12 protein-coding genes and 1 pseudogene are annotated in these 11,566 nt (G+C 68.2%); 9 read left to right on the top strand and 4 right to left on the bottom strand.

Translation table 11 applies throughout. The features are described from left to right. Positions 1–127: 127 nt before the first annotated feature. Together PSm6_RS30735 and PSm6_RS23440 are read left to right on the top strand one after the other, a co-directional pair. Positions 128–2,272 (top strand): methyl-accepting chemotaxis protein, encoded by a 2,145-nt coding sequence (locus PSm6_RS30735; protein WP_021219052.1) that lies wholly within the window; start codon positions 128–130, stop codon positions 2,270–2,272. 139 nt (positions 2,273–2,411) lie between these two features. Next, entirely contained in the window at positions 2,412–3,008 is a 597-nt protein-coding gene (locus PSm6_RS23440; protein WP_021219053.1) for an NADPH-dependent FMN reductase, read from the top strand. Positions 3,009–3,318: 310 nt separating this feature from the next. Here PSm6_RS23440 and PSm6_RS23435 read toward each other — a convergent pair whose 3' ends face one another. Together PSm6_RS23435 and PSm6_RS23430 are read right to left on the bottom strand one after the other, a co-directional pair. After that, the gene (locus tag PSm6_RS23435) at positions 3,319–4,071 is read right to left on the bottom strand and encodes an anti-sigma factor family protein (RefSeq protein ID WP_043241683.1); all 753 of its coding nucleotides are present in this window, start codon (positions 4,069–4,071) and stop codon (positions 3,319–3,321) included. Then, a complete protein-coding gene (locus PSm6_RS23430; protein WP_021219055.1) occupies positions 4,068–4,577 on the bottom strand; it encodes a sigma-70 family RNA polymerase sigma factor in 510 nt (169 codons plus the stop codon). Before PSm6_RS23430 ends, PSm6_RS23435 begins: the two co-directional genes overlap by 4 nt. 139 nt (positions 4,578–4,716) lie before the next feature. Here PSm6_RS23430 and PSm6_RS23425 point away from each other — a divergent pair, with 139 nt between their 5' ends. The 5 genes from PSm6_RS23425 (at position 4,717) to PSm6_RS23405 (ending at position 8,218) form a co-directional block, all read left to right on the top strand. After that, entirely contained in the window at positions 4,717–5,775 is a 1,059-nt protein-coding gene (locus PSm6_RS23425) for a catalase family peroxidase (RefSeq protein WP_148304200.1), read from the top strand. Next, a complete protein-coding gene (locus PSm6_RS23420; RefSeq protein WP_021219057.1) occupies positions 5,772–6,317 on the top strand; it encodes a cytochrome b in 546 nt (181 codons plus the stop codon). The genes PSm6_RS23425 and PSm6_RS23420 overlap by 4 nt, the downstream gene beginning before the upstream one ends. A gap of 86 nt (positions 6,318–6,403) precedes the next feature. Next, on the top strand, positions 6,404–6,727 hold the full coding sequence (locus PSm6_RS23415) for a hypothetical protein (protein WP_265168394.1): 324 nt from the start codon (positions 6,404–6,406) through the stop codon (positions 6,725–6,727). A 103-nt stretch (positions 6,728–6,830) separates the two neighbouring features. Then, positions 6,831–7,826, top strand: a complete 996-nt coding sequence (locus PSm6_RS23410; protein ID WP_265168393.1) for an alpha/beta fold hydrolase — start codon at positions 6,831–6,833, stop codon at positions 7,824–7,826. Positions 7,827–7,888: 62 nt separating this feature from the next. After that, a complete protein-coding gene (locus tag PSm6_RS23405; protein WP_265168392.1) occupies positions 7,889–8,218 on the top strand; it encodes a DUF5629 family protein in 330 nt (109 codons plus the stop codon). 4 nt (positions 8,219–8,222) lie between these two features. Here PSm6_RS23405 and PSm6_RS23400 read toward each other — a convergent pair. Then, positions 8,223–8,890, bottom strand: a pseudogene (locus tag PSm6_RS23400) (helix-turn-helix domain-containing protein). Here PSm6_RS23400 and rhtA point away from each other — a divergent pair. Together rhtA and epsC are read left to right on the top strand one after the other, a co-directional pair. Continuing rightward, positions 8,889–9,776: a threonine/homoserine exporter RhtA gene (rhtA, locus tag PSm6_RS23395; RefSeq protein ID WP_021219062.1), complete on the top strand. Its 888-nt coding sequence runs from the start codon at positions 8,889–8,891 to the stop codon at positions 9,774–9,776. The pseudogene PSm6_RS23400 and the gene rhtA overlap by 2 nt on opposite strands. A gap of 79 nt (positions 9,777–9,855) precedes the next feature. Further along, positions 9,856–10,797 (top strand): serine O-acetyltransferase EpsC, encoded by a 942-nt coding sequence (gene epsC, locus PSm6_RS23390; protein WP_021219063.1) that lies wholly within the window; start codon positions 9,856–9,858, stop codon positions 10,795–10,797. Positions 10,798–10,844: 47 nt separating this feature from the next. On the opposite strand, the gene PSm6_RS23385 is transcribed toward epsC, so the two are convergent. Continuing rightward, positions 10,845–11,363: a DUF3592 domain-containing protein gene (locus PSm6_RS23385; RefSeq protein ID WP_021219064.1), complete on the bottom strand. Its 519-nt coding sequence runs from the start codon at positions 11,361–11,363 to the stop codon at positions 10,845–10,847. Between the last annotated feature and the right edge of the window lie 203 nt (positions 11,364–11,566).

The raw sequence follows: 11,566 nt of genomic DNA, 5'->3' as shown, positions 1-11,566 counted from the left end.
ATTTGCATCCAGATTCGCCGCTCCCATGCATTCCGTGTGGAAGCCGCATCGCCATGGCAGGCGCATCAAGTTTTTCCCTGCCGCGCCGATAGCGGCTTGCAGTCCGACGAGATAGAAGGAAAGACCCATGCCGTTCAGTCGCCTGTCCATTCAGTGGAAAATCACCCTGCTCGCCGGCCTCTGCCTGCTGGCCATCGTGACCCTCCTGGTCGGTGCCTCGCTCTACCAGTCCAAACGCAGTGCCGAGCTGGTGAAATCCGCCAGTTCGCAGATGCTCGACTACAGTGCGCGCCAGCGCATGCAGGCCCGCGGCGAGTTGCAGGCGCTGCGCATCCAGCGCTACTTCATGGACACCTACCAGTACGGCAAGGGCTTCTCGCGCCAGGTGCTGTTCCTCAAGGACCAGGCCGAGAAACGCTTCCTCGACGCCTTCGACCTGCGCGAGGACATGACCCGCCAGGTGAAGACCAGCCTCGAGGCCAACCCCAATCTGCTCGGCCTCTACCTGGTGTTCGAGCCCAACGCCCTGGACGGCAAGGACGAGTTGTTCATCGACCAGGCCGAGCTGGGCAGCAACGACAAGGGCCGCTTCTCCCTCTACTGGTCGCAATCCACCCCCGGCAAGCTGGAGTCGGAATCCATGACCGAGGAGCTGCTCGGCGACAGCAGCCCCATGGCCAACGGCATGCCCTACAACACCTGGTACACCTGCCCGCTGAAGACCCGTGACTCCTGCGTGCTGGAGCCCTACTACGACGACGTCGGTGGCAAGAAGGTGCTGATGACCAGCATCGCCTTCCCCCTGGAACTGAACGGCAAGGTGGTCGGCGTCATGGGCCTGGACATCAGCCTGGACAGCCTCCAGCAGCTCAGCGTCGACGGCAGCAAGGACCTCTACGACGGCCAGGGCCAGGTCAGCATCATCAGCCCCATCGGCCTGCTCGCCGGCCACAGTCGCGACGCCTCGCAGCTCAGCCTCAAGCTGGACAAGGCCTTCGGCGCCGACGCCGGCGAGATCGCCTCGGTGGTCAGCGCCGGCAAACCCGCCGAGATCGACCGCGAAGGCATTCTCCGCGTCATGCAGCCGTTCAAGCCGATCCCCACCAGCGCCGCCTGGAGCGTGCTCCTGGAGGTGCCGGACAAGGTCCTGCTGGGCCCGGCGCTGAAGCTCGAAGCGCAGCTCGATGAGCAAAGCGCCGCCAGCAGCCTGACCGCCACCCTGATCGGCCTCGCCGCCGCCGTGGTCGGCCTGCTGCTGATGTGGCTCACCGCCCTGGGCGTGACCCGGCCGATCCTCGGGGTCGCCGCCATGCTGAAGAACATCGCCAGTGGCGAGGGCGACCTCACCCGCCGCCTGGAATACGCCCGCCAGGACGAACTGGGCGAGCTGGCCGGCTGGTTCAACCGCTTCCTCGACAAGCTGCAACCGGTCATCGCCGACGTGAAGCGCTCGGTGCAGGACGCCCGCAGCACCGCCGACCAATCCGCCGCCATCGCCAGCCAGACCAGCGCCGGCATGCAGCAGCAGTACCGCGAGGTGGACCAGGTCGCCACCGCCTCCCACGAGATGAGCGCAACCGCCCAGGACGTCGCCCGCAGCGCCGCCCAGGCCGCCGAAGCCGCGCGCGGTGCCGACCACGCCACCCGCGAGGGCCTGGGCGTGATCGGCAAGACCACCAGCGCCATCGAGCAGTTGGCCAGCGAAATGAGCGCCGCCATGGAAGAAGTCCAGGGCCTGGCCAGCAGCAGCGAGCAGATCGGCTCGGTGCTGGAGGTGATCCGCGCCATCGCCGAGCAGACCAACCTGCTGGCCCTCAACGCCGCCATCGAAGCGGCCCGTGCCGGTGAGGCCGGGCGTGGCTTCGCCGTGGTCGCCGACGAGGTGCGCAACCTCGCCAAGCGCACCCAGGATTCGGTGGAGGAAATCCGCCAGGTGATCGAAGGCCTGCAGCACGGCACCCGCGAGGTGGTCGGCTCCATGCACAGCAGCCATCGCCAGGCCCAGGGCAGCGTCGAGCAGGTGGAACACGCGGTCGCCGCCCTGCAACGCATCGGCGATGCCGTGGCGGTGATCACCGACATGAACCTGCAGATCGCCAGCGCCGCCGAGGAACAGAGCGCGGTGGCCGAGGAGATCAACCGCAACGTCGCCGCCATCCGCGACGTCACCGAGTCCCTCTCCGGCCAGGCCCAGGAATCCGCCCAGGTCAGCCAGGCGCTGAACAGGCTGGCCAACCACCAGCAAGGGTTGATGGACCAGTTCCGCGTCTGACGCCGTGCCAGGGGCCGCGTTCGCGGTTCCTGGCGAGCACCGCCCCTGTCACCATTTGCCCGCCGCGCTGACGCGCCGGTGCTTGTCCGCCGCTGCGCTGCCAGCTAGCCTGCGCCATCCCTCAGAAAGGAAACCCGAGATGCTCAACTACGCCATCGTCGCCGGCTCCAGCCGTGCCAACAGCCAGTCCGGCAAGGTCGCCCGCTTCATCCGCCAACGCCTGGTGGAGCTGCAACTGGCCAACGAAGCCCACACCAGCGTCATCGACCTGGGCGCCCAGCCGCTGCCCCTGTGGCCGGCCGAAGACACCGGCCCCTGGGCCGGCTTCCAGCAGCAGCTGAAGGCCGCCGACGCGGTGATCGTCATCGCCCCCGAGTGGAACGGCATGGCCTGCCCGGCGATCAAGAACTTCTTCATCTACGCCAGCAAGGCGGAACTGGCCCACAAGCCGGGCCTGCTGGTGGGCATCTCCTCCGGCATCGGCGGCGGCTACCCGATCAGCGAGCTGCGCGCCTCCAGCTACAAGAACTGCCGCCTTTGCTACCTGCCCGAGCACCTGATCGTGCGCGGCGTGGAGAAGGTGCTCAACGGCGCCGAAGTGGTCGGCGAAGACGACCAGCGCATCCGCGCGCGCATGGACTACGACCTGGACATCCTGGCCAAGTACGCCACCGCGCTGAAGCCCGTTCGCGAAACCATCGACATGAGCATCCCGGCCTTCGCCAACGGCATGTAATGCCCCGCCCCGCGCCGCCTGGCGCGGGGTTCCCCATACCCGCTTCCCCCGCACATCCGCACATCCGCACATCCGCACATCCGTAGGGTGGATGACGCTCTTTTCATCCACCAGGCGATCTTGCAGCCAGCACCGCAACCCACCTCGTGGGAGCGAATTCATTCGCGATGGAATACCCGGCCACGCGCAACCCTGTGCCTGCGGAAGGTCTTTCGCGGCTGAAGCCACTCCCACGGGGAGAGCCCGCCGCGAGACCGGACATGGCTGTGTTGGGCCTCGCTGCGCTCGGCGCCAACCTACGGTGTCCGGCTTACAACGAGAACGCCCGCTGCACCACTTCGCCGCGAGGGTCGTCGCTGGGTGCGACGAGGGCGTAGTTGTAGCCACCGCGTGACCAGTATCGCGCTTCCAGCTCGCCATCACGGCGGTTACCGGCGGGCATCTCAGCATAGAGCGAGCCCGGCGAGCGCAGGTACAGGCTGATGCGCTGCCCGCCCACATCCTCGAATAACAGAAGCGCCGCAACGCCCTGCTCGTTGGTCAGCAAGCGGCCGCCCACGGGATGGAAGCCATAGGGGGCAAGATCGGGAATGCGCGAGGCATGGCTGAAGCGCTGGTCCAGCCAGGCCTGCAGCTGCCCCGGTTCACGGGCGGCGACGTCGACCACCCCGGCGTGGCCGGTGGCGAACAGGCGGTGGGCTTCCAGGGCGTCCTGCATCGGCGGGTTCTCCGCCAGCAGCGAGCGGTCGCGGGCCTGCCAGCCGCCCAGGCCGCCGAAGCCCAGGGCCAGCACCAGTGCCGCGGCCGTGGCCAGACGCTGGCGGCGACGCGCACGCAGGGAGCGGCGGATCGCCAGCGGGTCCAGCTGCGGGTTGGTGGTGCGCAGCTCCAGGTTGGCCAGGCCCGCGCGCAGCTGCTGCATGTCGCGGCGCCAGGCGTCGACCCGCGCCGCCTGGTCGGGGTTGGCCGCCAGCCAGGCCTCCACCTGGGCCCGCTGCGCGGCATCCAGTTGGCCATCGAGGTAGGCGTGCAGGTCGTTCTCGCTGGGTTCGAAGCGGTTCATTTGAGTATCCGTAACGGGGGATTGGCGATTTCGCCCTCGGCAAGCTCGCGCAGCGCCTTGCGCGCCCGGGACAGGCGGGACATCACGGTGCCGATGGGCACGTCCAGGGCCACGGCGGCCTCCTTGTAGCTCAGGCCCTCGACGCTCACCAGCACCAGCAGCGCGCGCTGCTCGGCGGGCAGCCGGGCGAAGGCCTCCAGCGTGGATTGCGCCATTACCAGCTCCTCGGTGGAGGCCGTCTCGGCCGGTGCCGCACCGAAGAACTCGAGGATGCGTGCGTAACGCCGGGCACGCCGCTGCCCATCGAGAAATTTGCGGTAGAGGATCGCGAACAGCCAGGCACGCAGGCTGCCATCAGTGCGCGGCCCGGCGCGACCATCCAGGGCGCGCTCCAGGGTCGCCTGCACCAGGTCGTCGGCACTGGCGGGGTTGCGCGTCAGCCACAGGGCGAAGCGGCGCAGGCGCTGCAGCAGCTCGCGAAGTTCGTCGTCATCGATGTCGTGCATGGGGTCGTGCGGTGCTCGTCGTGGTTCCAGTACGAGGAAGACGCTCAGGCAGCAACTTTATTCCAGGGGCCGGGAATAAATCTGCAACTGGTTCGTCCCACGGGCTCGACGACATGATCGCAAGCCCATGGAGCTGCCAATGAGCCGACCCCCGCTTTCCCCTTCCCAGACCCTGGGCCGCCTGGCGCTGATAGGCCTCGGCCTGGCCGCGCTGGCCGGCACCTTCGCCTATGCCGGCGGCTGGATAGGGCCCGACCGGCTGACGCCGCAACGCATCATCGACACCTTCGAGGCCAACGCCGGCAGCTACCCCGGCTACCGCAAGAACCACGCGAAGGGCCTCTGCGTCAGCGGCCAGTTCCTCAGCAACGGCGCCGCCGCCGGGCTATCCCGGGCCGAGGTGTTCGCCGCCGGCGAGGTGCCGGTGATCGGCCGCCTGGCCATCGGCGGCAGCAACCCCTACGCGCCCGATGCCAGCGTGCCGGTGCGCAGCCTGGCGCTGCAGCTGCGCACGGCCAGCGGCCAGGAATGGCGCACCGGCATGAACACACCACCGGTGCTGCCGGTGTCCACCATCGAGGGCTTCTTCGAGCAGGTGCTGGCCTCCAAACCCGATCCGGCCACCGGCAAGCCGGACCCGGCGCGCCTGCAGGCCTTCTTCGCCGCCCACCCGGAAAGCGCCGCCTTCCGCCAGTGGGCCAAGGACAACAAGCCCTCCAACAGCTTCGCCAACGCCACCTATAACAGCATCAACGCCTTCCGCCTGGTGGACGGCGACGGCAAGGGTCGCTACGTGCGCTGGGCCATGGAGCCGGAGACGCCCTACCAGCCGCTGGCCGGCGAGGCGGACGACAAGGACTTCCTTGCCCACGACCTGTTCCAGCGCCTGCAACGGGGGCCGCTGCGCTGGCACCTGGTGCTGACCCTGGCCGAGGCCGGCGACCCCAGCGACGACCCATCCAGCCCCTGGCCCGCCTCGCGCCAGCGCATCGACGCCGGCACCCTGGTACTCGACCAGGCCCAGCCCGAGGACCAGGGCGCCTGCCGCGACCTCAACTTCGACCCGCTGATCCTCCCCGACGGCATCGAGCCCTCCGCCGACCCGATCCTCGCCGCGCGCTCGGCGGCCTACGCCGTGTCCTTCAACCGCCGCACCCGCGAAGGGGTTCCCAGCGCCCCGATAGGAGCCCACCCATGAGCCGCCACATCCAAGGGTTCAGCCCCCTCGCCCGCCTGCTGCACTGGTCCATGGCGCTGCTCATCCTCGCCATGCTGTTCATAGGCGTCGGCATGGTGGTCACCCTGTCCACCCGCCACACCTGGCTGGTGGAATTGCACAAGCCGCTGGGCATCGTCCTGCTGGCCCTGGTGCTGCTGCGCATCGCCGTGCGCCTGCGTCGCCCACCACCCGCGCTGCCCGCTGACCTGCCAGGCTGGCAGCACAGGCTCGCCCACCTCTCGCACCTGCTGCTCTATGCACTGATGCTGGCGATGCCGCTGGTGGGCTGGGCGATGCTCGCGGCCGGCGGCTACCCGGTGGTGCTGCTGGGCTGGCTGCAACTGCCGGCGATCGCCCCCCATGACGCCGCGCTTTATGCCGTGCTGCGCCAGGCCCACCACTGGCTCGGCTACTTGCTGTTCGCCACCGTGCTGCTGCACCTGGGCGCGGCGCTGTTCCACGGGCTGATCCGCCGCGATGGCGTGCTTGCCAGCATGGCCACCGGCAACGGCGAACGCTGACGGAAGCCCCGCGCGCAAGGCCAGCCACCACAACAAACGGCCAGGCGCGCGGTCTACGCTGCTGACACCCACCGCGGAGAAGCCCCTTGAAGAGTCGCCACTGCCTGCTCGCCACCCTGCTGCTCTGCGCCGCCAGCGCCCAGGCCTCCCCGCCCGAAGCCTGGCAGGAACAGGACAAGCGCATGCTCGCCGCCTGCACCAAACTCAGCGGCCTGAAAGAAGTGAAGGCAGCCGGCCAACCGGTGCTCTTCGACGACCGCCTGGGCATCACCGCCCTGACCCTCAGCGGCCGCTACCCCCAGGCACACATGAAGAACCGCGCCGGTCGCGAGCTGTGCCTGTACCAGCGCAAGACCGGCAAGGCCTTCATCAGCGAGGCCGACAACCTGATCGACGCCCGCAAACCCTGACCGAAAAGAACGGTTACAGCGCGGCGCCGATTTTTCCTGTCGCCGCGCGCCGTTGTCTGGCAAAACCCTTGCCCATCCCCACCCGGAACCAAGGAGCCCGACCATGCGCACCGCCTGCGCCGCACTCTTGCTGAGCCTCGCCCTCCCCGCCCTGGCCGCCGAGCCGCCCGCCTACGGCCCCGAGCTGGAAGGCTTCGACTACCCGCACCCGGTCAAGCGCTTCGCCTTCGACTCCCAGGGCGAGAAACTGCAGATGGCCTATATGGACGTCCAGCCCAGCACGCCCAACGGCCACACCCTGGTGCTGCTGCACGGCAAGAACTTCTGCGGCGCCACCTGGGAGGGCAGCATCCAGGCGCTGACCCAGGCCGGCTACCGCGTGGTGGTGCCGGACCAGGTGGGCTTCTGCAAATCCAGCAAGCCGCAGCGCTACCAGTTCAGCTTCCAGCAGCTGGCGGCCAACACCCACGCCCTGCTGGCGAGCCTGAAGCTGGAGAAGGTCACGCTGATGGGCCATTCCATGGGCGGCATGCTCGCCAGCCGCTACGCGCTGCAGTACCCGCAGCAGGTGGAGCAGTTGGTGCTGGTGAATCCCATAGGCCTGGAGGACTGGAAGGCCAAGGGCGTGCCCTGGCGCAGCATCGACGCGTGGTACCAGCGCGAGCTGAAGACCAGCAGCGAGGCCATCCGCAATTACCAGAAGAGCACCTACTACGCGGGCCAGTGGCGGCCGGAGTTCGACAAGTGGGTGGAGATGCAGGCCGGCATGTACCGCGGCAAGGGGCGTGAGGCGGTGGCCTGGGACTCGGCGCTGACCTACGACATGATCTACACCCAGCCGGTGGTGCACGAGTTCGACAAACTGCAGATGCCGGTGCTGCTGCTCATCGGCCAGACCGACAACACCGCACCGGGCAAGGACGCTGCGCCCGAAGCGTTGCGCGGCCAGTTGGGCAACTACACGGTGCTCGGCCAGCAGGCCGCCGAACGCATCCCTGACGCCCGCCTGGTCACTTTCGCCGACCTCGGCCACTCGCCGCAGATCCAGGCGCCGGAGGTGTTCCACAAGGCGCTGCTGGAAGGCCTGAAGGCCCGCTGAGTTCGCACCCGGGCCGGCGCTGCACTATCATCGCCGGCCATTCACCCCGGGAGCCCCAGCCCATGAGCAACGAAACCACCCTTCTCGACCGCCTGGCCAACAGCGACATGCTGGAAATCGACGGCCTGCACGCCTGGCAGTTCGAGCTCGACGCCGGCGCCCTGCTGATCGAATGCGTCGACGGCCGCACCCAGCGCCGCTGGAACTTCAGCGCCGAGCAGGTGCAGGCAGCTCAGTTCGACGCAGCCAAGGGCACCTGGACCCTCCATGACGACCAGGGGGTTCACAGCCTGGTGTGCATGGAAGCCTTCAGCGGCAGCAACGACGACGACGACGAGGGCGAAGAAGAAGCGGGCGACGCCGCCAACGACGACGGCATCGACCGCGCCTGAAGCCTCAGCTCACCACGTTGCGGATATAGCGCACCGCGACTTCGCCACGGTTGGCGTAGCCATAGGGCTGGCTGCTGGCGAAGACGTGGAAGTCCCCCGCGCCAATGCGCACCTCGCCTTCCGGCAGCTCCAGGGTCAGCTCGCCTTCGGTGACGTAGACCATCTCCCGCCAGCCTTCGGCATCGGCCTCCGACACATAGCGCTCCCCCGGTTCCAGCGACCAGGCCCAGAGTTCGACTTCGCGCCGCGCCGGCGCACTGGCCAGCAGGGTGGCGCGGCTGCGTGGGTCCTTGCCGACCCAGGCCACCGCCTCGATACGCGAGCGGTCGGGCCGGCTCGGCGCCTGCACCAGGTCGGGAAACAGCACGCCCAGCGCCTCGGCGATGCGGTCCAGGGTGGCCAGGCTGACGTTCACATCGCCCCCTCGATGCCGACGATCATCCGCCGGCTCACACCTGAAGCCGTGGCAAGGGCGTCCTGGCTCAGGCCAAGCGCCTTGCGCAGCCGCCGCACGTTGTCGGAGACGTGTTCGAGTACGTTGGGTCTGTCCACGGGATGGGCCATAGAATTGGGCAATATATTGCTCACACGCTGTTTTTTGCGCATTATGTTGCACACAACGAACCAGAACAAGCTTCGCCCCCCCGTAACTGCCTGATCCGGACCCTGCATGAACTCCCGCAACCTCGCTTCGACGCTGCTGCCCGTCGGCATCCTGATAGTCGCCATGATCTCGGTGCAGAGCGGCGCCTCCCTGGCCAAGAGCCTGTTCCCGGTGATCGGCGCCCAGGGCACCACCACCCTGCGCCTGATCCTCGCCGCCATCTTCCTGCTGCTGGTGCTGCGCCCCTGGCGCACCCGCATCAACACCGGCGCCCTGGGCACCGTGCTGCTCTATGGCCTCGCCCTGGGCTTCATGAACCTGCTGTTCTACATGTCCCTGCGCACCGTGCCCCTGGGCATCGCCGTGGCCCTGGAATTCACCGGCCCGCTGGCGGTGGCGGTGTTCTCCTCGCGCCGGGCGCTGGACTTTCTCTGGATCGCCCTTGCGGTGGCCGGCCTGCTGCTGCTCCTGCCCATCGGCGAAAGCGCCGCCCATCTCGACCTGGTGGGCGCCGCCTACGCCCTGGGTGCCGGGGTCTGCTGGGCGCTGTACATCATCTTCGGCCAGCGCGCCGGTGCCGATCACGGCATGCAGAGTGCCAGCCTCGGCGTCCTGGTCGCGGCGCTGGTCATCTCGCCCTTCGGCATCGCCCATGCCGGCACCGACCTGCTCAACCTCAGCCTGCTGCCCGTCGCCCTGGGCGTGGCGCTGCTCTCCACCGCCATCCCCTACACCCTGGAGATGTACGCCCTGACGCGCATGCCCGCGCGCACCTTCGGCACCCTGATGAGCATCGAGCCGGCCCTGGGCGCGCTTTCCGGGCTGCTGTTCCTCGGCGAGCGCCTGTCGCTGCTGCAATGGCTGGCCATCGGCGCGATCATCCTCGCCTCGGTGGGCACCACCGCCAGCATGAAGAGCCGCAAGGAAGCCGAAGGGCTGATCCCCGCCGATTGATCGCGCTGCGAATCTGCTTGCCGAGAAGCGCACTCCTGCGCAAGGCTATCGCCAGCCTTGCGCATCAACAGGACCCTCCATGAACAAGTTCACTTCCGGCCCCAGCGGCTGCCCCCCGGTCAACTGGCAGCTGGAGCAGATCGTCACCGAACTGCGCGCCGCCCGCGCCGAATGGCGCAGCCGCAATGGCCGCACCCAGGATCGCGGCGGCCGCGAGCTGCCCTCACGCACCGCCGTCGGCCAGATCATCGAAGCCATCAGCGGCGCGCTCTTCCCCATGCGCCTCGGCCCCACCGACCTGCGCGAAGAGAGCGAAGACTTCTACGTCGGCCACACCCTGGACACGGCGCTCAATGCCCTGGTCATCGAAGTGCGCCGCGAACTCGGTTACGCCGCCCGCAACGGCAGCGCCGAAGACGGCGACAGCGAATGCCAGGCGATCCGCGTGGTGAAAGGCTTCGCCGCCGCCCTGCCGGAGCTGCGCGTGCTGCTGGATACCGACGTGCTGGCCGCCTACCAGGGCGACCCGGCGGCACGCAGCGTCGATGAAGTGCTGCTCTGCTACCCGGGCGTGCACGCGGTGATCCACCACCGCCTGGCCCACTACTTCTACCGCAACGGCCTGCCGCTGCTGGCGCGCATCATCGCCGAGATCGCCCACTCGGCCACCGGCATCGACATCCACCCCGGCGCCACCATCGGCCGGAGCTTCTTCATCGACCACGGCACGGGCGTGGTGATCGGCGAGACGGCGATCATCGGCGAGCGCGTGCGCATCTACCAGGCGGTGACCCTGGGCGCCAAGCGCTTCCCCTCGGACGACTCGGGCAACCTGCAGAAAGGCCAGCCGCGCCACCCCATCGTCGAAGACGACGTGGTGATCTACGCCGGTGCCACCATCCTCGGCCGCATCACCATCGGCAGGGGCTCGGTCATCGGCGGCAACGTCTGGCTGACCCGCAGTGTGCCGGCGGACAGCAACATCACCCAGGCCACCCTGCAGAACGACTGCGGCGCCTGAGCCCCGCACGCACAAAAAAGAACCCCGCGCTTGCGGGGTTCTTCGTATCAGGCCGATGTTTCCCTGGGGACGAACAGCCGGCGCGTCAGCATCAGGTGGAGGATGAAGGCCAGCAGCGCGGCCAGGGGGACGGCGGTCAGCGCGCGGGTGATGCTGGAGCCGAAATCGGCCTGGCTCTGCAGCACGTCGAGGCGGCCGAAGTGCGACGGCTCGGCATTGGCGTAGCCCACCTTCACCGAGGCGCCCTCATGCAAGTAGGGCTCGGCATTGGACGCAGAGGTCTCGAAGGTGCCGTCGTAGGGTTTGCCGGCCACCTCGAAGCTGTAATGGAAGTGGTAGGTCTCGCTGGTACGGCCGCGGCGATGGTGTTCTTCGGTCACACTGTCCAGGCTCACCGGCGCCAGCACCTCGGAGTGGTCCTTGAGGATGGCGTTGGCATTGAAGTAGTTGAGGATCGCAGTGACGATGAGAAAGCCGGCGCCGATCACGGCGGCGAGGCTGAGCAGGATCATCGACACCTTGCTCAGGGTGCGATGGGTTTCAGGCGAGGTCTTGAAGCTGATCATGGTGTCCCTTCCGGTTGGTTGCAGTGCCCTGTCGCCCCCAGGCGGCGGCAGGCAGCTCCACGAACACCTGCGGGCCCACCCGGGGTCACCATGGAAAACCCAGCACGGCACCGGAAAGGCGTGAAAAACGCACGCCGCCCGGTGCACGGGCCAACCCTTCCATGGCAAGTTAATAGCACTAAGCTAGCATCCAGAGGCGAGGG

The sequence above is a fragment of the Pseudomonas solani genome (genome assembly GCF_026072635.1).
Lineage (GTDB): Bacteria > Pseudomonadota > Gammaproteobacteria > Pseudomonadales > Pseudomonadaceae > Metapseudomonas > Metapseudomonas solani.
Note: the sequence above shows the minus strand (reverse complement) of the source record. Positions and strands in the feature narration are given on the sequence as shown.

Coding starts and splice junctions, on each gene's coding strand:
- PSm6_RS30735 (WP_021219052.1), top strand. CDS start 128: ATGCCGTTCAGTCGCCTGTCCATTCAGTGGAAAATCACCCTGCTCGCC.
- PSm6_RS23440 (WP_021219053.1), top strand. CDS start 2,412: ATGCTCAACTACGCCATCGTCGCCGGCTCCAGCCGTGCCAACAGCCAG.
- PSm6_RS23435 (WP_043241683.1), bottom strand. CDS start 4,071: ATGAACCGCTTCGAACCCAGCGAGAACGACCTGCACGCCTACCTCGAT.
- PSm6_RS23430 (WP_021219055.1), bottom strand. CDS start 4,577: ATGCACGACATCGATGACGACGAACTTCGCGAGCTGCTGCAGCGCCTG.
- PSm6_RS23425 (WP_148304200.1), top strand. CDS start 4,717: ATGAGCCGACCCCCGCTTTCCCCTTCCCAGACCCTGGGCCGCCTGGCG.
- PSm6_RS23420 (WP_021219057.1), top strand. CDS start 5,772: ATGAGCCGCCACATCCAAGGGTTCAGCCCCCTCGCCCGCCTGCTGCAC.
- PSm6_RS23410 (WP_265168393.1), top strand. CDS start 6,831: ATGCGCACCGCCTGCGCCGCACTCTTGCTGAGCCTCGCCCTCCCCGCC.
- PSm6_RS23405 (WP_265168392.1), top strand. CDS start 7,889: ATGAGCAACGAAACCACCCTTCTCGACCGCCTGGCCAACAGCGACATG.
- rhtA (WP_021219062.1), top strand. CDS start 8,889: ATGAACTCCCGCAACCTCGCTTCGACGCTGCTGCCCGTCGGCATCCTG.
- epsC (WP_021219063.1), top strand. CDS start 9,856: ATGAACAAGTTCACTTCCGGCCCCAGCGGCTGCCCCCCGGTCAACTGG.
- PSm6_RS23385 (WP_021219064.1), bottom strand. CDS start 11,363: ATGATCAGCTTCAAGACCTCGCCTGAAACCCATCGCACCCTGAGCAAG.